The 20,160-nt window shown below is 67.3% G+C and carries 20 protein-coding genes, 1 tRNA gene and 1 pseudogene; 16 read left to right on the forward strand and 6 right to left on the reverse strand.

The features are described from left to right. Positions 1-35: 35 nt before the first annotated feature. The 3 genes from ACE2AC_RS14915 to ACE2AC_RS14925 all read left to right on the forward strand — a co-directional run bounded on the left by ACE2AC_RS14915 (position 36) and on the right by ACE2AC_RS14925 (position 2,606). Positions 36-347: a PRC-barrel domain-containing protein gene (locus tag ACE2AC_RS14915; RefSeq protein ID WP_375688228.1), complete on the forward strand. Its 312-nt coding sequence runs from the start codon at positions 36-38 to the stop codon at positions 345-347. Positions 348-420: 73 nt separating this feature from the next. After that, the gene (locus ACE2AC_RS14920) at positions 421-1,620 is read left to right on the forward strand and encodes a hydantoinase/carbamoylase family amidase (RefSeq protein WP_375688229.1); all 1,200 of its coding nucleotides are present in this window, start codon (positions 421-423) and stop codon (positions 1,618-1,620) included. Positions 1,621-1,709: 89 nt separating this feature from the next. Then, on the forward strand, positions 1,710-2,606 hold the full coding sequence (locus tag ACE2AC_RS14925; RefSeq protein WP_375688230.1) for an HNH endonuclease: 897 nt from the start codon (positions 1,710-1,712) through the stop codon (positions 2,604-2,606). 17 nt (positions 2,607-2,623) lie between these two features. Here the strand turns inward: ACE2AC_RS14925 and ACE2AC_RS14930 are convergent, their stop codons facing one another. The 3 genes from ACE2AC_RS14930 to ACE2AC_RS14940 all read right to left on the reverse strand — a co-directional run bounded on the left by ACE2AC_RS14930 (position 2,624) and on the right by ACE2AC_RS14940 (position 5,923). Then, the gene (locus ACE2AC_RS14930; RefSeq protein WP_375688231.1) at positions 2,624-3,223 is read right to left on the reverse strand and encodes a GNAT family N-acetyltransferase; all 600 of its coding nucleotides are present in this window, start codon (positions 3,221-3,223) and stop codon (positions 2,624-2,626) included. Between the two features lie 127 nt (positions 3,224-3,350). Continuing rightward, positions 3,351-4,052 (reverse strand): response regulator, encoded by a 702-nt coding sequence (locus ACE2AC_RS14935; protein ID WP_375688232.1) that lies wholly within the window; start codon positions 4,050-4,052, stop codon positions 3,351-3,353. Continuing rightward, a complete protein-coding gene (locus ACE2AC_RS14940) occupies positions 4,049-5,923 on the reverse strand; it encodes a PAS-domain containing protein (RefSeq protein WP_375692118.1) in 1,875 nt (624 codons plus the stop codon). The genes ACE2AC_RS14935 and ACE2AC_RS14940 overlap by 4 nt, the downstream gene beginning before the upstream one ends. Positions 5,924-6,300: 377 nt before the next feature. Here ACE2AC_RS14940 and ACE2AC_RS14945 point away from each other — a divergent pair, with 377 nt between their 5' ends. The 12 genes and pseudogenes from ACE2AC_RS14945 to ACE2AC_RS15000 all read left to right on the forward strand — a co-directional run bounded on the left by ACE2AC_RS14945 (position 6,301) and on the right by ACE2AC_RS15000 (position 18,210). Continuing rightward, positions 6,301-7,071 carry a YdiY family protein gene (locus ACE2AC_RS14945; RefSeq protein WP_375688233.1) on the forward strand — a complete coding sequence of 257 codons (771 nt, stop codon included), beginning with the start codon at positions 6,301-6,303 and terminating at the stop codon, positions 7,069-7,071. A gap of 253 nt (positions 7,072-7,324) precedes the next feature. Further along, positions 7,325-9,301 (forward strand): AMP-binding protein, encoded by a 1,977-nt coding sequence (locus ACE2AC_RS14950; protein WP_375688234.1) that lies wholly within the window; start codon positions 7,325-7,327, stop codon positions 9,299-9,301. A gap of 23 nt (positions 9,302-9,324) precedes the next feature. Continuing rightward, positions 9,325-10,143 carry an ABC transporter ATP-binding protein gene (locus ACE2AC_RS14955; protein ID WP_375688235.1) on the forward strand — a complete coding sequence of 273 codons (819 nt, stop codon included), beginning with the start codon at positions 9,325-9,327 and terminating at the stop codon, positions 10,141-10,143. 196 nt (positions 10,144-10,339) lie between these two features. Then, positions 10,340-10,684: a hypothetical protein gene (locus ACE2AC_RS14960; RefSeq protein WP_375688236.1), complete on the forward strand. Its 345-nt coding sequence runs from the start codon at positions 10,340-10,342 to the stop codon at positions 10,682-10,684. A 45-nt stretch (positions 10,685-10,729) separates the two neighbouring features. After that, positions 10,730-11,716 carry a branched-chain amino acid ABC transporter permease gene (locus tag ACE2AC_RS14965; RefSeq protein WP_375688237.1) on the forward strand — a complete coding sequence of 329 codons (987 nt, stop codon included), beginning with the start codon at positions 10,730-10,732 and terminating at the stop codon, positions 11,714-11,716. An 8-nt stretch (positions 11,717-11,724) separates the two neighbouring features. Next, positions 11,725-11,985, forward strand: a complete 261-nt coding sequence (locus ACE2AC_RS14970; RefSeq protein ID WP_375688238.1) for a hypothetical protein — start codon at positions 11,725-11,727, stop codon at positions 11,983-11,985. A 13-nt stretch (positions 11,986-11,998) separates the two neighbouring features. Beyond that, positions 11,999-12,244 (forward strand): hypothetical protein, encoded by a 246-nt coding sequence (locus ACE2AC_RS14975; protein ID WP_375688239.1) that lies wholly within the window; start codon positions 11,999-12,001, stop codon positions 12,242-12,244. Further along, a complete protein-coding gene (locus tag ACE2AC_RS14980; RefSeq protein WP_375688240.1) occupies positions 12,244-13,320 on the forward strand; it encodes a branched-chain amino acid ABC transporter permease in 1,077 nt (358 codons plus the stop codon). The genes ACE2AC_RS14975 and ACE2AC_RS14980 overlap by 1 nt, the downstream gene beginning before the upstream one ends. A 93-nt stretch (positions 13,321-13,413) precedes the next feature. Continuing rightward, a complete protein-coding gene (locus ACE2AC_RS14985; protein ID WP_375688241.1) occupies positions 13,414-14,700 on the forward strand; it encodes an ABC transporter substrate-binding protein in 1,287 nt (428 codons plus the stop codon). An 87-nt stretch (positions 14,701-14,787) separates the two neighbouring features. Beyond that, positions 14,788-15,643 (forward strand): annotated as a pseudogene (locus ACE2AC_RS14990) (ABC transporter ATP-binding protein). Between the two features lie 94 nt (positions 15,644-15,737). After that, the gene (locus ACE2AC_RS14995) at positions 15,738-16,955 is read left to right on the forward strand and encodes a phenylacetate--CoA ligase family protein (RefSeq protein WP_375688242.1); all 1,218 of its coding nucleotides are present in this window, start codon (positions 15,738-15,740) and stop codon (positions 16,953-16,955) included. Positions 16,956-17,073: 118 nt separating this feature from the next. Further along, complete coding sequence (locus ACE2AC_RS15000; RefSeq protein ID WP_375688243.1) at positions 17,074-18,210, forward strand: hypothetical protein; 1,137 nt, start codon at positions 17,074-17,076, stop codon at positions 18,208-18,210. A 92-nt stretch (positions 18,211-18,302) separates the two neighbouring features. Here the strand turns inward: ACE2AC_RS15000 and ykgO are convergent, their stop codons facing one another. Continuing rightward, positions 18,303-18,428, reverse strand: coding sequence for a type B 50S ribosomal protein L36 (gene ykgO / locus ACE2AC_RS15005; protein WP_028287243.1), 126 nt, complete (start codon positions 18,426-18,428; stop codon positions 18,303-18,305). 75 nt (positions 18,429-18,503) lie between these two features. Continuing rightward, positions 18,504-18,578, reverse strand: a tRNA-Val gene (locus ACE2AC_RS15010). 167 nt (positions 18,579-18,745) lie between these two features. Here ACE2AC_RS15010 and ACE2AC_RS15015 point away from each other — a divergent pair. After that, a complete protein-coding gene (locus tag ACE2AC_RS15015) occupies positions 18,746-19,609 on the forward strand; it encodes an N-formylglutamate amidohydrolase (protein WP_375688244.1) in 864 nt (287 codons plus the stop codon). Positions 19,610-19,613: 4 nt separating this feature from the next. On the opposite strand, the gene ACE2AC_RS15020 is transcribed toward ACE2AC_RS15015, so the two are convergent. Next, entirely contained in the window at positions 19,614-20,099 is a 486-nt protein-coding gene (locus tag ACE2AC_RS15020; RefSeq protein WP_375688245.1) for a DUF3237 domain-containing protein, read from the reverse strand. Positions 20,100-20,160: the final 61 nt, after the last annotated feature.

The following is a 20,160-nucleotide window of genomic DNA, read 5'->3' on the forward strand; positions in this document are numbered from 1 at the left end:
GCCCCGGCAAAGTGCTTTCAGACAGGAGATTGATGATGAAATTCAGAACGCTGGCCATCTGTGCCGCGGTCGCCGCAGGACCCGCGCTGGCCCAGTCCACCGACCTGCGCGACCCCGAGGACATCCGCGTCGTCGATGGCAGCGGCACCCGGATGGGCGAGGTCGAGGGGGTGCTGGTCGACGGCACCGGCATGCCTGCCGCCTTCGTGGTGGACTTCGATCGTCGCGTGGGCCTCGACCCCGACGAGCGTGCCGTCCCGATCGCCGACATGAGCTTCGACGGCCGGGTCTACGTGCTCGACCTGACGCCGGATGCCCTGTCGGCCCTGCCGGTCTGGGACGACTGAGGCGCCCCGCCGGGGCCGCCTGTTTGACGGCCCCCGCGCCTTGCGGTCTAGTCGGGGGACAAAGGAGGCCCCCATGATCCCCGTCCAGCCTGACCGTTTCCTCGAGAACCTGCACACCCTGCGCCAGTTCGGCGCCTCGGGTGTCGGCAAGGGCGTCGTGCGCCCCGGTTTCTCGGACCCCGACATTGCCGCCCGCGAGTGGCTGGCCGCGCAGTATGCCGAGGCCGGGCTGACCGCGCAGTTCGACCCGGTCGGGTCGGTCTGGGGGCTGGCCGAGGGGCCATCGCTGCTGATCGGGTCGCATTCCGACAGCCAGCCCGAGGGCGGTTGGCTCGACGGCGCGCTGGGCGTGATCTGCGGGCTGGAGCTGGCCCGCGCGGCGCGGGAATCGGGCGGCCCCGCGATCTCGGCCGTGTCGTTCCAGGACGAGGAGGGACGGTTCGGCGTGACCACCGGCAGCCGCATCTGGTCGGGCGCGACCGACTTGGCGGCGGCGGACGGGCTGGAGGACGTGACGGGCGTGACCTTTGCCGACGCCCGCGCCCGGATGCGCCACCTGGCGGGCGATTTCGTCGACCCGGCGCGGTTCACCGGGTTTCTCGAATGCCACATCGAACAGGGCCCCTGGCTGGACGAGGCCGGGGAAGCCGTGGGCGTGGTGACCGACATCGTCGGCATCCGCGACATGCGCATCACCTTCACCGGCGAACAGAACCACGCCGGCACCACGCCGATGCACCGCCGCAAGGACCCGGTGCAGGCGATGGCGCGGTTCCAGGGGCTGATCGCGGACCGGTTCCGCAACGTGGTCACGCCGCAGACGGTCTGGACCTCGGGCCATGTCGAGGTGCATCCGGGCAGCCATTCGATCGTGCCGGGGCGCTGCACCTTCTCGATGCAGTGGCGCGACGGCGAGAAGGACCGGCTGGACCGGATGGAGCAGATCATCCGCGACGCCGCCGGAGAGGTGGCCGAGGCGGGCGGTTTCGGGCTGACGACCTCGGACCTGATCGCGCTGGAGCCGGTGCCGATGGACGCGGGGATGCAGGCGGCGCTGGCCGAGGCGGCCGAGGCCGTGGCCCCCGGCCGCTGGCGCCGGATGCAGTCGGGCGCCCTGCACGACGCGGCCAGCCTGGCCCGGCTGATGCCGGTGTCGATGATGTTCGTGCCCTCGATCCGCGGGATCAGCCACGCCTTCGAGGAGGACACCGCCGAGGCGGACCTGGTGGCCGGGTTGCAGGTGATGGCCCGGGCGGTGGCGCGGATGGTGTGAGGGGGGCAGTCTGGAGACCGGCTGCGCATCTTCTTGTGTCTTGAGAAGGTTAACGACATCCTGGCGACCGAATAAGAATTCGGGTTGTCATGGCGCACGCAGTATTTATCCAAAACCCAACGTCGGTTTTCTCGGATGTACCCGGTGAAATTTACAATTTCCCACATCAATACCTGAGCCGCGTGGAGCGGACCGTTGGGGACTGGGTCATCGTTTACGAGGGGCGTTCGGGCGCGTTCGGCTACACCGCGGTTCAAAAGGTCATTGACGTAAAGCCTGACCCATTTCGGGAGCGTCACTACAACGCGATTATCGAACCCGGAAGTTTGCTGGAGTTCGAGCGTGTTGTGCCGCGACAGGGACAGGACGGCATCGCCTATGAAAGCAGCCTTCGCGGTGCCGATGGCAGGCCGACCTCGGGTGGGCAGAACGTATCGTCGGTCCGGCTTCTGCCATCCGCCGATTTTGCAGCAATCATTGATGCCGGTTTGGAGGCCTCGCGCGAACCAGATGCGATGCCCAGGGTGGATGCCCCGGGCCTCAGCGATGAGGCTGCGCCCTTCGCGGGACTAGCACCTGATCGCCGTCGCGTGATCGCCTCGCGCCCATTCCGAGACCAGGCGTTCGAGAGAATGGTGAAGTCTGCCTATGGCGGGCGGTGTGCGATATCTGGCTTGATGCTTCGAAATGGCGGTGGTCGTCCCGAAGTCCAAGCTGCGCACATTCGCCCGGTCTCACATCACGGCCCGGACGTCGTATCGAATGGGCTGGCATTGTCGGGAACGCTTCACTGGATGTTTGATCGCGGGCTGATTTCCATTTCCGAAGACCTGAGCATTCTTGTGTCGCACAACAAGGTGGATGCAGACACGGCCCGGCGCCTCATTACGCCGGGGGCGAAGTTGATCCTTCCCCGGGAGCGACGCCATCATCCGCACAAAGAGTACCTCCAGTACCATCGCGAAGAGATCTACGGCAAAGCCTGAGGCGGGCGTTCTGGTCCCTAATCCCGCAGCATCGGGACGATCGGCGGGGCGCCGGTGACCTCGATGCGGCCGATCTCGCGGAAGCCGTGGCGGCGGTAGAGGGTGAGGTTCGCGGGGTTGGTGGATTCGAGGTAGGCCGGGTGACCGTCGGCGTCGCAGAGGCGCAGGGTTTCGGCCAGCAGGGCGTCGCCCTGGCCCTGGCCCTGCCAGCAGGGGTCGGTGGCGATGAAGGCGAGGTGCCAGCAGGGCGTCCTGGGGTGGAAGCGCTGCATCTGACGGTCGATGCGGAACAGGGTGCGGTGCTTGCGGGCCGGGACGCTGGCCGCGAAGGTGCGGATCAGCGTGGCCTGGTCGGGCTTGACCCCCGGCGGCAGCCAGAGCGCGGCGGCGGTGCGGGTGGCGTTCAGGTGCGCGCCGTGGTGGTCGAAGGCGCGGCCGCCGAAGGCGTGGACCACCCGCGCGACATGGCGCAGGTAGTGGCGCGGGTCGGGATAGAGCCAGCGGAGAAAGGGATCGGCGGCAAAGCCGAGGGTGATGACTTCGACGATCTCGTCCGCCTGGGCGCGGCTGAGGACCGGGGTCGCGTGCAGGCGACGGTCGAGGTGGAAAATACGCATGGGTCGCCTCGGGGATGGCTGGAAAATGTGGCTTGAAATCGGAGCCACATCTCAGCACGCGGGGCGGCAAAATACACGTAAAAATTGTGCCGAAATTGTTAATAATTCGCTTGGAGGTGTGCGGGGCTCAGCCCCATTCGACATCGCCGAGGAAGATGTAGCCGGCGCCGTAGATCGTCTTGATCAGGCGCGGGTTCTTGGGATCCTCGCGCAGTTTCTGGCGCAGGCGCGAGATCCGGACGTCCATTGCCCGGTCAAAGCTTTCGCCCGCCGCCCCGCCCAGGGTTTCCTGCATCATCGCGCGCGAGATCAGGCGTTTCGGGCGTTCGAGGAAGAGGCGCAGGACCTCGCCCTCGGCATGCGAGAACGGGGTTTCGGTGCCGGTGTCGTCCTCGAGCGCGAAGCGGTCGAAATGTGCGGTCCAGCCGGCGAAGCGGGCGGTGGTGCCGGCGTTCGCGGTGGTCCGGTCGCGGCGCAGTCGGGCGCGGACGCGGGCCACGACCTCGGACGGGTCGAAGGGCTTGATGATGTAGTCGTCGGCGCCGAGCTCGAGCCCGGTGACCCGGTCCTGCACCTGCGCGCGGCCCGAGATGATGATGACCGTCGCGCCCTGTTCGAGGGCGAGGCGGTGGACCAGCGTCAGGCCGTCGCGGTCGGGCAGGGAGAGGTCGACGAGGCAGAGGTCGGGCGTGTGCGATTTCAGCGCGGCCTCGAATTCGGTCGCGCGGGAGAAGCCCATGGTGCGGAAACCGGATTCCTCGAGCGCCTCGGTCAGCATGTGCCGGATCTCGGGCTCGTCGTCGAGGATGGTGATGAGGGGGGCGGTCATGCGGCGTCCTCTCCGCGCAGGAAGGCGGCGAGAGCCTTGGCGCCAAAGGGTTTTCTGAGCACCGGCACGCGGGCCACGGCGGCGGCGTGCAGGGGGTGGTCGGGGCGGAGCGAGGTCATCAGGTAGCACGGCGGCGCGCCGGGCGGGAGTCGGTCGAGCAGGTCGAGCCCGGTGTCGGCGCCTTCCAGCGTGATGTCCGACAGGATCAGCGTGATGCCGGGCACGGCGGCGGCGAGGGTGGCGGCCTCTTCGGCGGTGGTCGCCTCGATCACGGAATGGCCGCCGTCGCGCAGCATGTCGCGGATCGAGCGGCGCAGGTCGGCGCTGTCCTCGACCAGGAGGACGAGGCCGGGATCGACCGGGCGGGGCGCCTCGCGCAGGGGCAGGCGAAGGGTGACGCGGGCGCCGCCGGGGGTGTTGGCGGCACGGACCTGGCCGCCGGCGAGCTTGGTGGCGTTGTAGACCATCGCGAGGCCGAGGCCCGAGCCCTCGCCGCCCTTCGTGGTGAAGAACGGGTCGAAGGCCTGTTTCAGAGCGGCGTCGGAAAAGCCGGGGCCGTTGTCCTCGACGGTGATCTCGAGCCAGGTGGATTTGACGGTGCGGGCGCGGAGCGTGACGCGGCCGCCGGGGCCGGCGGAATCGCGGGCGTTCAGCACGAGGTTGAGGAGCGAATCCTGCAGCATGCCGCGGTCGAGCATGAGGCGCGCGCCGGCGGTTTCGTCGGTGACGCTGAGCTCGGTTCGGTCGGGCATGGCGGCCTGCGCGAGGGTGCGGAAATCCTGCAGGAAGGCGGCGACATCGGTGGCGGCGGGGCTGTGTTCGGGGCCCGATGTCATCTCGGCGATCCGGTTCAGCAGGTCGCCGCCGCGCCGGGCCGCGGCCTGGGTGGTGGCGACGAGGCGGGTCGCGTCGTCGGGCAGGGGCATGGCGGCCAGCCGGGCCTGCATCCCGAGGATGATGGTCAGCAGGTTCGAGAAGTCGTGCGCCATGCCCGAGGTGACCTGCGCCGCGATCGAGCGGCGACGGGTCTGGGCGAGGGCGGAGCGGGTCTGTTCCTCTTCGGTCACGTCCGTCGAGAGGATGTAGGTGCCGTCCTTGCGGTCGGGCGTCAGCGCCACCCGGACCCGGCGCGAGGAGGTTTCGTCAGTGAAGGTGAAGGTCGAGGCGCGGCCCTGCAGCGCGGCGTCGAGGTAGGGTTTCACCGCGTTGTGCGCCTGCGTCCCCAGCACGTCGGCGATGTGGAGCCCGACGATGTTGGACGGCCGCCCCGGCATGATCGTCGAGAGGCGGCGGTTGGAATAGGTGTAGCGCCGGTCGGGGCCGAGGTGGGCGATGTGGGCCGGCATCATCTCGGTCGTCAGCCGGATGCGCGCCTCCATCTCGGTCAGTTCGCGCTTGGCCTCGGCCAGGGCCGCGTTGGTCGCCTGCAGCTCGCGGTTGGCGGCGGCCAGTTCCTCGGCCCGGGTCAGAAGCTCGGCGTGGAGTTCCTGCGAGCGGGTGCGCAGCAGCTGTTCCTGGTACTTGATGTCGGTGATGTCGGTGTAGACCGTGACCCAGCCGCCTTCGGGCAGGGGCGCCCCCTCGACCGAGATCATGCGCCCGTTGGCGCGGCGCCGTTCGAGGTAGTGCGGCTGGAAGGTCAGCGCCTGTTCCACACGTTCGCGTATGGCCGCGTCGATGTCCGTCAGCTGGCCGTATTCGCCGCGTTCGACGAGAAAGCGGATGGTGTCCTCGAAGGTCGATCCGGGCGTGGTCAGATGCGCGGGCAGGTCGAACATCTCGCGGAAGCGCGCGTTGCAGAGCACCAGCCGCAGGTCGTCGTCGTAGATCGACAGGGCCTGCTGGATCAGGTTGAGACCGGCAAGGGTCATGCTGAGCGTTGCGGGTCGGGTCACGCGGGAAGGGCCTCGGGCTGGTCGCGGGGTGGTCAGGCCGTGCATGTTGGTCCGTCGCGGCCCGCCGCACAAGAGGGTCCGCGCCCGGCGCCGATGAGGGACATTCCGCCGATAAGGGAACACAATCAAAAGGTGAGTTGACGTTAGGAAAACGCAGATTCTACGGTCGTGGGGCCGGGTGGTCTGCGCCGTCGTGTGCCCCTTCGTTACCTCGTGAGGAGGCCCGCCCCTCTGCGGTCCGCCCGGCCTTTGAAGCCCGGTTTACCGGGACAATTTCAGCCAAATACACTCAAGGGAGTTTGACTGCCATGCGGTTCCAGCCAGTTGCCATCATAGCCGTTCCGATCCTTGCCATGTCCGTGGCCACGGCCAGTGCCCAGGGGTTCTCGACCCCCGCCGAAGACCGGGTCGAGGACCTGGAGGACGACATCGAGGACATGCGCGAACGCGACATCGACGATTTCGGCAACGAGGGGCGCAGCCTGGGTTGGAGCGGGTCGTTCGCGCTGGCCGGCAGCGGGACCACCGGCAACACCGAGACGGCGGACCTGGGGATCGGCGCGCGGTTCGTCTATTTCGATGGGATCAACGGGCACAAGATCGTCATGTCCTATGAGCTGTCGACGGCCGACACCGGCACCACGTCGAACAGCCTGCTGGCGACCTACGAATACACCCGCGATTTCGGGACGCAGACGTATTTCTTCGGCAAGATCAACGCGGTCTACGACGAGTTCGACAGCTACGAACAGGACTACTTCGTGGGCGCGGGGCTGGGGTACCGCATCCTGAACGATACGCAGACCCAGTGGTGGGTGCAGGCCGGTCCCGGCTGGCGGATCACCGAGTCGAACGCCGGGGTGCGGGAAGAGGAATTCGCCTACACGGTCGGGTCGTATTTCCTCTACCGGATCAACGACGACGTCTACTTTACCAATGACACTCGGCTGATCGGATCGGAGCGCGACCATTACGTGACCAACGACCTGGCGCTGAACGTGTCGATGTCGAACCAGCTGTCGCTGCGCACCGGGCTGCTGACCGAATGGCATTCCGACCCCGAGCCGGGGTTCGAGGAGTTCGACAACAAGCTGGCGGTGTCGCTGGTCTATTCGTTCAACTGATCGCGGCGGCCGGGCCGGTCCCGGCGCCTGCAATCTCCATCGCGCCCGGCGTCCCCGTGACGTCGGGCGCTGTCGTTTGCCCCTGCATACGCCGGCGTCGGTTCGCCGGTCCGCGGCCTGTTACAATTCGTTAGGATTGGGACAACATCGCGAAAAACTTGCCCGCGACAAATATCGCATGGCCCGGATAGGGTCAGACAAGAGTCGCCGTCAAGGCGACGCCCGGGGGAGCGGGGCTACGGGAGGAAAAGACTTGGCACCGACGTCTGTGGACGGGGGCGCGATCGCGTCCATTCCGGCCCTGCTCGATCGCAACGCAGAGCAGTTCGGATCGAAAACGGCCTATCGCGAGAAGGAATTCGGGATCTGGCAGAGCTGGTCCTGGGCCGAAACCCGCGAGGAGATCGAGGCCTTTGCGCTCGGGCTGATCTCGCTCGGGGTCAAGAAGGGGGATTTCATCGCGATCATCGGGTCGAACCGGCCGCACCTCTACTGGGTGTTCCCGGCGGCGCAGATGGTGGGTGCGATCCCGGTGCCGATCTATCAGGACAGCGCCAGCGACGAGATGGCCTATGTGCTGGACCATTGCGGCGCGCGCTTTGTCGTGGCCGAGGACCAGGAGCAGGTCGACAAGGTCATCGAGATCCAGGAGAACCTGCACCAGTTCGAGCACATGATCTATCTCGATCCCCGGGGGATGCGGAAATACGATCATGGCAAGCTGCACGAGTATGCCCAGGTGCAGGCCACCGGGCGCGCGCAGCGACAGGAGAACCAGCCGGAACTGGACGCCCGCAAGGGTGCGATCACTGCGCAGGACATCTGCGTGATGCTCTATACCTCGGGCACGACCGGCAAGCCCAAGGGCGTGGTGCTGTCGAACCGGAACGTGATCGAGACCTCGAAGAATTCCTGCGATTTCGACCACCTCGGGCCGGGCGAGGACATCGTCGCCTACCTGCCGATGGCCTGGGTGGGCGATTTCATCTTTTCCATCGGCCAGGCCTACTGGACCGGGTTCTGCGTGAACTGCCCCGAGAGCGAGGGCACCCTGATCACCGACCTGCGCGAGATCGGCCCGACCTACTTCTTCGGCCCGCCGCGGGTGTTCGAGAACCAGCTGACCCAGGTGATGATCCGGATGGAGGATGCGGGCGCCACCAAGAAGTGGCTGTTCGACACCTTCATGGCCCATGCCCGCAAGGTCGGGGGCGACATCCTCGACGGCAAGACGGTGGGCGCCTGGGACCGGTTCAAGTACTGGCTGGGCGACTTTTTCGTCTATGCGCCGCTGAAGAATTCGCTGGGGCTGAGCCGGGTGCGCGTGGGCTATACCGCGGGTGAGGCGATCGGGCCCGAGATCTTCGATTTCTACCGCTCGCTCAAGATCAACCTGAAACAGCTCTACGGCCAGACCGAGGCGACGGTGTTCATCACCCAGCAGCCCGACGGGCAGGTGCGGTCGGACACGGTGGGCGTCGCCTCGCCGGGGGTGGAGCTGAAGATCGCGGAGAGCGGGGAGGTGTTCTACCGCAGCCCCGGCGTCTTCGAGTACTACTACAAGAACGCCGACAGCACCGCCTCGACCAAGGATGCCGAGGGCTGGGTCGCCACCGGCGACGCCGGCTTCATCGAGCCGGACACCGGGCACCTGCGCATCATCGACCGCGCCAAGGACGTGGGCAAGATGGCGGACGGGTCGCTGTTCGCGCCGAAGTACGTCGAGAACAAGCTGAAGTTCTATCCCAACATCCTCGAGGCCGTGGTGTTCGGCAACGAGCGGGCGGAATGCACGGCGTTCATCAACATCGACCTGAACGCCGTCGGCAACTGGGCCGAGCGCAACAACATCGCCTATTCGTCCTACCAGGAGCTGGCGCGCCATCCCAAGGTGATGGAGATGGTCCAGCACCACGTCGAGGAGGTGAACGAGAGCCTGGCCGAGGACGAGATGCTGTCGGGCTGCCAGGTCCACCGCTTTGTCATCCTGCACAAGGAGCTGGATGCCGACGACGGAGAGATCACCCGCACCCGCAAGGTGCGGCGCCGGACGGTCGAAGAGAAGTACCACGACATCATCACCGCGCTCTACGACGGCTCGCCGTCGATCTCGACCCGGACCGAGGTGACCTATGAGGACGGGCGCAAGGGCCACATCGCCGCGACGCTGGAAGTGCGCAACGCGAAGACGGTGCCGGTGCGTGCGCCCAAGCCGGTGGCGGCGGAATGACCGTGGCCGGGGGAGGAGAGACCATGAAGGACATGGCGGACGGCTACGTCACCGCGGACGGGCGCAAGATCGGGCCGGTGGTGATGGAGATGAAGAACATCACCCTGCGCTTCGGCGGCGTGGTGGCGATCAAGGACATCTCGTTCGACATCCGCGAGGGCGAGATCCGCGCGATCATCGGGCCGAACGGCGCCGGCAAGTCGTCGATGCTGAACGTGATCTCGGGCTTCTACAAGCCGCAGGAGGGCGAGGTCATCTACAAGGGCGAGAAGCGCCCGCCGATGAAGCCCTACCAGGTGGCCCGCGACGGGATCGCCCGGACGTTCCAGAACATTGCCCTCTTCGAGGGGATGACGGTGCTCGACAACGTGATGACCGGGCGCCTGAACCACATGAAGAGCGGCATCTTCGGCCAGGCCATGTGGTGGGGCGGCGCGCAGAAGGAAGAGGTCGCCAACCGCGAGGTGGCCGAGAAGGTCATCGACTTCCTCGAGATCCAGAACATCCGCAAGACCCCGGTCGCGCGGCTGCCCTACGGCCTGAAGAAACGGGTCGAACTGGCGCGCGCGCTGGCGGCGGAGCCGAAGATCCTGCTGCTGGACGAACCGATGGCGGGGATGAACGTCGAGGAGAAGGAGGACATGTGCCGCTTCATCCTGGACGTGAACGACGAGTTCGGGACGACCATCGCGCTGATCGAACACGACATGGGCGTGGTGATGGACCTGAGCGACCGGGTGGTCGTGATGGATTACGGCAAGAAGATCGGCGACGGCACCCCGGACGAGGTGCGGTCGAACCAGGAGGTCATCGACGCCTATCTCGGGGTGTCGCATGACTGACGCGGCGTTCGATATGCGTCTGCCCGCCTCGGGGGGATGGCTGGCCATCCCGGCGGTCTCCGACCGCGCCTGCCGCGAAGTTCCGGAGGCCTGCGCATGACGGACAGGCAATCCTTCGCCACAGGCGCGGTCCGGTCCGGAACCGAAGGGCCCGGCATGGCAGTTACCTTCCCGACGCAAGGGTTGGAGGCTCGACATGCCCGGGAAGAACTGGACCAGACGGACGCTCACCACGCTGCTGGGCGAAAAGGCGGTGACGGACGAGGTGGTGCGCCAGCTTGCGCCGTTCACGCAGATGGACATCGACCGGATGCGGGACGTGGAGCGCGACGCGACGCTGGAGGCCTTCAAAACGGCCGTGCTCGCCGCGCGGGCGGAGCGGGGCGACGCGCCGGCGGAGATCACGCCGGAGGACATCTGGGCCGGGCTGCGTGCCGCGCGGGCCGCACTGGAGGCGGTGCCGCAGGACGAGCGGTCGAACCGCGCCGTGCAGCTGCTTGCGGATTGCGCCTGCCAGCCGGCGGTACCTGCAGAGATCTGAACGGGGCGCGAGGCGCGCGGCCCCTGACCACGGGGGAGGCGCGACATGCCTGATCAACTGCTCTTCGCGATGGAGGTCACGCTGAACGGCCTCATGGCGGGCGTGCTTTATGCGCTGGTGGCGCTGGGCTTCGTGCTGATCTTCAAGGCGAGCGGGGTTTTCAACTTTGCCCAAGGGGTCATGGCGCTGTTCGCGGCGCTGACGCTGGTGGGGTTCATGGAGGGGCAAATCCCCTTTGCGCACCTGATCAACGCGATCTTCGGCACCGACATCCACCATTTTGGCTGGCACATGAACGCGGCGCTGGCGATCATCCTGACGATGGTGGTCATGGTCGCGCTGGCCTGGGCGGTGAACTACTTTGTCATGCGCCACCTGGTGAACCAGGAGCCGATCATCCTCTTCATGGCGACGATCGGGCTGGCCTACTTCCTCGAAGGCCTGGGCGACCTGATGTGGGGGTCCGACATCAAGAACCTCGACGTCGGGCTGCCGCAGGGGCTGAACACCTGGATCGACGAGGTGACGTTCAACCTCTTCGGCTACGGCTTCTTCATCGACAACCTCGACATCGCGGCCACCATCGTGGCGGTGGCGCTGGTGGTGCTGCTGATCGCGTTCTCGCAGTACACCAAGCAGGGCCGGGCGATGCGCGCGGTGGCGGATGACCACCAGGCGGCGCTGTCGGTGGGCATCTCGCTCAACTTCATCTGGGTCATGGTCTGGTCGGTGGCGGGCTTCGTCGCGCTGGTCGCGGGGATCATGTGGGGGTCGAAGTCGGGCGTGCAGTTCTCGCTCTCGCTGATCGCGCTCAAGGCGCTGCCGGTGCTGATGCTGGGCGGCTTCACCTCGATCCCAGGCGCCATCGTCGGCGGGCTGATCATCGGGGTGGGCGAGAAGCTCTTCGAATTCCTCGTCGGTCCCATGGTCGGCGGCGCGACCGAGAACTGGTTCGCCTTTGTCCTGGCGCTCGTCTTCCTCGTCTTCCGGCCGCAGGGCCTGTTCGGCGAGAAGATCATCGAGAGGGTGTAGCGTGATGCATGTCACTTTCCCGCAAGGCAATCCTGCTGGCCCTGCGCCTCTGCCTGGGCGCGGCCATCCTGATGACCTTTGCGTCCATCCTCGGGGTGGGCGTGGCCCGGCAGGCCGCACTTGGCGGCGGCTTTTCGGAGGAGACCCGGTCGGCCTTGACCGAGAACGCGCTGCTGGCCTGGCTGCGCACGGGGGGCTGGTTCCTGCTGGCGACCGGGGTGTTCGCCGGGCTGGAGCGCTGGCTGAGCGGCCGCTGGGGCGGCGCGTGACGGAGGTCCCGCCATGCGCAAGCTGATCGCGATTCTGAACGTGGTGGCCTGGGGCGGCTTCTGGGCCTTCGGCTACCTGGCGCTGAGCGCCGATTACCAGGCCGAGGCCGGGCAGGTGGTGATTGCCTCCCTGCTGGCGGCCGTTGGCGGCGCGCTTGGCCTCTGGGCCTGGCTGGCGCTGATCCGGACCGGCGGAGAGACCGGGCAGCCGCGGCCGGTGCGGCCGATGGCAGAACTGAACGAAGGGGAGATGGCCTGATGCTTTACCGTGAGGCGGGGGATTTCAAGACCTCCTACACCGATGACGGCCAGACCTTCCCGATTCGGATCGATCGCTGGGGCTACTACGTCATCCTGGCCATCGCCTTCCTGGTGGTGCCGCTGGTGATCAACGATTACTGGGCCAGCGCGGTGCTGCTGCCCTTCCTGATCTACGCGATCGCGGCGCTCGGGCTGAACATCCTGACCGGGTACTGCGGGCAGGTCAGCCTGGGGACCGGGGGCTTCATGGCGGTAGGGGCCTATGCCTGCTACAAGCTGATGACGGCCTTTCCCGACATCAACATCGTGATCCACATCCTGCTGTCGGGCTTCATCACGGCGGGAGTCGGGATGCTGTTCGGCCTGCCGTCGCTCAGGATCAAGGGCTTCTACCTCGCGGTGGCAACGCTGGCGGCGCAGTTCTTCCTGGTCTGGCTCTTCAACAAGGTGCCGTGGTTCTACAACTACTCGGCCTCGGGCCAGATCTCGTCGTCGGAACGCACGGTGTTCGGGGTCGCGGTGACCGGCCCGCTGGCCTCGGCCCCGGCCAAGTACCTCATATGCCTGAGCTTCGTGGTCTTCATGGCCTGGCTGGCGCGGAACCTGACGCGCGGCTCGGTCGGCCGGAAGTGGATGGCGATCCGCGACATGGACATCGCGGCCGAGATCATCGGGGTGAACCCGCTGGCCGCCAAGCTGAGCGCCTTTGCCGTGTCGTCCTTCTTCGTCGGTGTCGCGGGCGCGCTGTTCTTCAGCGTCTACCTCGGCGCGGTCGAGGTGGGCGAGGTGTTCGGCATCCAGAAGTCGTTCCTGGTGCTCTTCATGATCATCATCGGCGGGCTCGGGTCGATCTTCGGCAGCTTTGCCGGGGCGGCCTTCATCGTGCTGCTGCCGGTGCTGCTGAAGAACGTGCTGGTCGGCGGCTTCGGCTGGGCGACGGACCTGGCCGCGCACCTGGAGATCATGATCCTGGGCGGCCTCATCATGATGTTCCTGGTGCTGGAGCCGCACGGGCTGACCGCCTACTGGCGCACCATCAAGGAGAAACTGAGACTTTGGCCCTTCCCACACTGAGGGGGGGCCGAGGAGACCGTGGGAGGAGGAACCCGCGGCGGTTGAAAGAACCGGGCAAGAGATCGGTCGATACCAATTGGGAGGAAGATACCGATGAAATTCAAACTACTGGCGGCAGCTGCCGCGGCGGTGATGGCGGCGGCGCCCGCGATGGCCGACCTGACCATCCCCGCGCTGAACTACCGGACAGGGCCCTACGCGCCCTCGGGCATTCCCTATGCCGACGGTTTCTCGGACTACATGACGCTGCTCAACGAGCGTGACGGCGGCGTGGGCGGCGAGATGATCAACGTCCTGGAATGCGAGACCGGCTATAACACCGAGAAGGGTGTGGAGTGCTATGAGCAGACCAAGGGCCAGGGCGCCCTGGTCTACATCCCGCAATCCACCGGGATCACCTACCAGCTGATCCCCAAGGCCTCGGCCGACCAGATCCCGATCTGGTCCGTGGCCTACGGCCGGACCTCGGCCGTGAACGGCAAGGTGTTCGAGTGGGTGTTCAACCTGCCGGTCACCTACTGGGACGGCGCCTCGGTCGCGGTGAAATACGCGATGGAGGAAGAAGGCGGATCGCTGGAAGGCAAGAAGATCGCGCTGGTCTACCATAACTCGGCCTACGGCAAGGAGCCGATCCGCACGCTCGAGGCGCTGGCCGAGAAACACGGTTTCGAGCTGGTGACGCTGGCCGTCGACCACCCGGGCCAGGAGCAGAAATCGCAGTGGCTGCAAATCCGCCGCGAGAAGCCCGACTATGTCCTGATGTGGGGCTGGGGCGTGATGAACCAGGTGGCGATCCAGGAAGCCGCGAACATCCGCTACCCGATGGACAAGTTCATCGGCATCTGGTGGTCCGGGTCCGAAGCGGACGTGGTCCCCGTCGGTGACGGCGCCGATGGCTACAAGTCGCTGACCTTCCACGGCGCGGGCACCGATTTCCCGGCACTGCAGGAGATCAAGACCACCGTCATCGACGCGGGCAAGAACGCGGGTGACGGCTCCAAGTGGGGCGAGGTCGGCTACAACCGCGGCGTATATGCGGCGGCGATGGTGGCCGAGGCGATCAAGCAGGCGCAGGACGCCACCGGCAACGCGGCGATCACCGCGTCCGACATGCGCGACGCGCTCGAGAACCTGCAGGTGAGCGATGCCCGGTTCGAGGAACTGGGGCTGGGCGGCTTTGCGCCGGCCGTGTCGCAGAGCTGTGCCATCCACTCTTCGCCGCGGCTGGCCGCGCTGCAGCAGTGGAGCGCCGGCGACAAGACCTGGACGGTGCTGACCGACTACATCGAACCCGATTTCGACGTGGTCGATCCGCTGATCGAGGAAGATTCGATGGCCTACGCCGCAGAGGCAGGCATCGAGCCGCGTTCGTGCGAGTGACGCTTGGTTGAAGCAACCGCCGGGGCCCATCCTCTGGGCCCCGGCATCCCACCGGGGCCACGCGCCCGACAGAATTTCGAGGACGAGATGACCGAGGCCCAGACCATCGCGCCGACCGCACCCGCCGCCGCCCCCGACCTGGGTGAGCCGCTGCTGCAGGTGAGCAATGTCGAAGTGATCTACAACCACGTTATCCTTGTCCTGAAGGGCGTCTCTCTCGGTGCCCAAGGGCGGCATCACCGCCCTGCTGGGCGGCAACGGCGCCGGCAAGTCGACGACGCTCAAGTCGATCTCGAACCTGCTGCGGAGCGAGCGGGGCGAGGTCACCAAGGGCCACGTCACCTATCGCGGCGAGGAGATCTATGGCCTCGACCCGGCCGACCTTGTGCGGCGCGGCGTGATCCAGGTGATGGAGGGCCGTCACTGCTTCGAGCACCTGACGGTCGAGGAGAACCTGATGACCGGCTCGTACACCCGCACCGACGGCCGGGCCGAGATCGAGGCCGACCTCGAGAAGGTCTATGCCTATTTCCCGCGCCTGAAGGAGCGGCGGAAGAGCCAGGCGGGCTATACCTCGGGCGGGGAACAGCAGATGCTGGCGATCGGCCGCGCGCTGATGTCGCGCCCCGAGACGATCCTGCTGGACGAGCCGTCGATGGGCCTGGCCCCGCAGCTGGTCGAGGAGATCTTTCACATCGTGAAGGACCTCAACGAGAGCGAGGGCGCGACCTTCCTGCTGGCCGAGCAGAACACCAACGTCGCGCTGCGCTTTGCGCATTACGGATACATCCTGGAAAGCGGGCGCGTGGTGATGGACGGCCCGGCGGCCGACCTGCGCGAGAACCCGGACGTGAAGGAATTCTACCTCGGCGTCAGTGACGAGGGCCGCAAGTCGTTCCGCGACGTGCGGTCCTACCGCCGTCGCAAGCGCTGGCTGAGCTGACCGGGGGAGGGCGCGGACAGGGGGCCGCGCGCGCAAGGACATCGGACCGGGCGACTGCCGCGGCAGCGCACCGCCGCCAACACGGAGCAGGGTGATGAGCACCTATTTCGACACCGCCGAAACCCGCAGCGCGGACGAGCGCGCCGCCGCCGTCGCCCGCGACCTGCCGATCCAGATCGAGGAGGCGCGCCGCCTGTCGGGCTTTGCCGTGCTGAAGGATGTCGACCCGGCCACGGTCACCTCGCCCGCCGCGCTGGCGGAGCTGCCGGTGCTGCGCAAGTCCGACCTGGTCGCGGCGCAGAAGGCGCACCCGCCGTTCGGCGGTCTGACCAACCTGCCGCTGGCCGGGTTCGCCCATGTCTTCCAGTCCCCCGGCCCGATCTACGAGCCGGGCGGCAACGGCCATGACTGGTGGCGGATGGGCCGGTTCCTGCATGCCTGCGGCATCGGCAAGGGCGACATCGTGCAGAACTGCTTTGGCTACCACCTGACGCCGGCCGGCATGATCTTTGAGAACGGCGCGCGGGCGGTCGGGGCGACGGTGCTGCCAGCGGGCACGGGGCAGACGGAACTGCAGGCACAGGCGGCGCATGACGTGGGCACGACGGCCTACGCGGGCACGCCGGATTATCTCAAGGTGATCCTCGACAAGGCGGAAGAGATGGGGCTTTCGCTGGGGATCACGAGAGCAGCGGTCGGGGGCGGTGCCCTGTTCCCGTCGCTGCGGCAGGAGTATGCCGATCGTGGCATCTCCTGCCTGCAATCCTATGCGACGGCCGACCTTGGCAACATCGCCTACGAAAGCCCGGCGATGGAGGGGATGATCGTCGACGAGGGCGTGATCGTCGAGATCGTCACCCCCGGCACCGGCACGCCGGTGAAACCCGGCGAGGTCGGCGAGGTCGTGGTGACCACGCTGAACCCGGACTACCCGCTGATCCGATTCGCTACGGGCGACCTGAGCGCGGTGCTGGCGGGCAGCTCGCCCTGCGGGCGGACCAACATGCGGATCAAGGGCTGGATGGGCCGTGCCGACCAGACCACCAAGATCAAGGGCATGTTCGTGCGGCCCGAGCAGGTGGCGGCGCTGGTGGCGCGGCACGCCGAGATCTCGAAGGCGCGGGTGATCGCCGACCGCGAGGGCGAGATGGACGTGATGATCGTCCGGATCGAGGCCCCGACCGGAGAGGGCGACCGCTATGCGTCCTCGGTGGTGGATGCGCTGAAGCTGAAGGGCAAGATCGAGATCGTGCCGCCCGGATCGCTGCCGAACGACGGCAAGGTGATCGAGGACCTGCGCAGCTACGACTGACGCGGGCGCGGCGCCGCGGGTGTGCCCGGCGGGCGATGACAGGCGACGCCATGCCGCCCGCGGGCCCCGGATGTAGGATTTCGCTGTAACCGTGTCGTATCGACGGGGGTGATCGCCCGTGCGGAGCATTCTCGGGGCATCCTTTCTGGTCCTCTGGCTGGGGCTGTGCGGCCCGGCACTGGCCGGGCGCGAGGTGCATGTCGTCGCGGTCGGTCGCGGGCAGCAGCCGCAGGACTACTATGCCCTGCCCGAGGCGCGGGTGCTGGTGGATCGGCCGGGGCACGAGGTCGAGCTGGTGCTGATCGACGGCGGCGTCCTGCGATGGCGGGTGGAGGCGACGGAGGGCACGGTGATCGCGGACATCCTGCGCAGCGGGCCGGGGCCCGCCGACAGCGAGGTCGTGCTGTCCGGCATCCGGGTGGAGGGGCTGGAGGATCCGGGCCTGCCGCTGGTGTTCAATCCCTGGGGCCGCGATTTCATCACGCTGGTCGAGCTTGTCACCGACCGGATGGGCACCGGGCGCATCCACAGTTTCAGGGGGCTGCACAGCTTCACCCACGCGGTGCTGCGGGTGGATCGGGTCGGACGGCCCGACAGCGCGTTGTCGCGGGACTACCTGTCGACGCGGGTTTCACCGTCGGACGACCTGCCGGAGGCGCTGCGCGACTGGCTGGAGCGCGGCGGCGGGGAGGTGGACCATGCCGTGGTCTTCGACCGCTTCGGGCTGCGCCTGACGGATGCCTCGGGCACGCGGCGGTTTGCGCCGCCGGACGACGTGCCGCCCGTCCTGTTGCCCGTCACCGCCGTCTACGCGGAGGAGGCGGGGGTGATCTATGCGCTCACCTACGGCGGCCGGGGGCATATCTATGCCGTCGATGTGCCGAGCGGCGGCTGGTCGGTGGTAACGGAGCTGGGCGGATACGACGCGGCCGCGCTGCTGCACGATGCCGATGACGGCCTGCTGATCATGACCGGCGCGTTTTCGCGGCCGGGGGACATCCGGGCGGTCGGGCCGGGGGGCGGCGGATTCTCGGTCTTCGTGCGGACGACAGCCTTTCCCGGCCTCACCGACCTGTTCGATTTCGGCAACGAACATGGCCCGCCGCTGTTCCCCCGGGTCTATGCGGACGGATGGCTTTTGCTGGAGGCGTCTGCGGTTGTGTCGCGGGCCGGGCGTCAGGTCACCCGGTCGCGCACCTACGCCGTGCAGGTCGACACCGGCGAGGTGCGGCTGCTGCGCTATCGCAACGACTGAGGCGCGGCCCGGTGCGGTGCCGGCAAGCCGGTGCCGCGCAAACGAAAAGGCCGCCCAGAGGGCGGCCCTTCGGTCACGGATTGCGTGTCGTCTCAGCCCTGGCGGGCTTTAAAACGGCGCTGCGTCTTGTTGATCACGTAGACGCGGCCCTTGCGGCGCACGACGCGGCAATCGCGGTGACGGCTCTTGAGCGAGCGGAGCGAGTTGCGGACCTTCATGGCCTTCTCCTCTTGTCGCGGCGCGGCGAGCGCCCGGGTTTCCGTCTGGCCCCGCGGTGTGGGACCGGTGAATAATGGTGGGCGATACTGGGATCGAACCAGTGACCCCTACGATGTCAACGTAGTGCTCTACCGCTGAGCTAACCGCCCGTATGGCCTGCGCGTTTCATTCCCCCGGGTCATCCGATCTGGCGCCCCAACAAAAGGGGCGCGGGAATGCTCCGCGCCGGTTCGCAGGTCTATAAAAGGAGTCGAAACCGGGATCAAGGGCTTTTGGCGCAGGAAATTCGCCCGTATCATGCCCGGGGAGATCGCCGATGCCGAACAGACCATATCGCCTTGATTCGCCGGATGAACAGACCACGAGCGTGGTCTTTTCCTCGCCCCACAGCGGGCGCGATTACCCGAGGGAATTCCTGGCGGCCAGCGTTCTGGATGATTCGTCCATCCGCTCTTCCGAGGATGCCTTTGTCGACGACCTCTTCTCTTCGGCGGTGGATTTCGGTGCGCCGCTGCTGGCCGCGCGGGTGCCGCGGGCCTATGTCGACCTGAATCGCTCTGCCGACGAGATGGACCCGGCCCTGATCGAGGGGGTGCGCCGCAGTTCGCACAATCCCCGGATCACCAGCGGGCTGGGGGTGATTCCCCGCGTGGTGTCGAACGGGCGCGCGATCTACCGCGGCAAGATCCCGCTGGGCCAGGCGCGCGACCGGATCGACAGCTGCTGGCGGCCCTACCACACGGCGCTTCAGGCGCTGCTCGACATCACCCACAGGCAGTTCGGCGAGGTCGTTCTGATCGATTGCCATTCCATGCCGCACGAGGCGGTGGACTGCATCGCCCGCGCCGGTGCGCGGCGGCCGGACGTGGTGATCGGCGACCGCTTCGGCGCGTCGGCGGACGGGGCGATCGTCGACCGGGTGGAAGAGGCGTTCACCGCCGCCGGGTTGCACGTGATCCGCAACGCGCCCTTCGCCGGGGCCTACGTGACGCAGCATTACGGCCGCCCCTCGCGCCGCCAGCACGCGATCCAGATCGAGATTGACCGGTCGATCTACATGGACGAGAAGCAGGTGCGCCCGAACGCGAACTTCGACAATTTCCGCTGCCTGCTGCGGTCGGTCATCTGCGACCTGACCGAGATCGGCCGCCGCGCGGACCTGCCGCTGGCCGCCGAGTAGCCGCCTAGTCGGTGTCGGCCAGCCAGCCGCGGATCACCACCGCCTGCCGTGCGGGCATCGCCGCCTGCAGGGTGCCGAGGATGATGCGCCGGCTGAGCCAGTCCCACCGGCCCGCGGGGGCCGTCACCTCGATCCGGGACAGGGCATAGCGGTCGCCATCCCGCGTCTCGTCGATGAGCACCCGGTTGCGGAGCGACAGGAGCGTGCCGTCCTCGACCCGCATCTCGTAGACCGCGTCGAGTTCCTTTGCGCCGTCCGCGCGCAGGAGCTGCCGGTCTGCGCCGCCGGGCACGATGGTGCCCTTGAGGTCCTCGTGCCCCGGGCCGCCGCGAAAGACGCCGCCGGTGATCGGGATGATGCCGCGTTCCCCGTGCGGGCCGCGGCCAAGCGCCTCGTGTGGGCCGATATCGACCAGCGCCTCCCAGACCAGGGTGGTGCTGATGCCGGGCAGGGGCTGCCCGCGCAGGATGTCCTCGAATGCCTTGTCCACTGGTGCTCCCCTCGATCCGGTCCTGCTATCGGGGCCGGGAACGGGCGCTGCGTCAAGGGCC

Origin of the sequence: Pseudooceanicola sp. LIPI14-2-Ac024 (assembly GCF_042188925.1) — a bacterium.
Taxonomy (GTDB): domain Bacteria; phylum Pseudomonadota; class Alphaproteobacteria; order Rhodobacterales; family Rhodobacteraceae; genus Pseudooceanicola.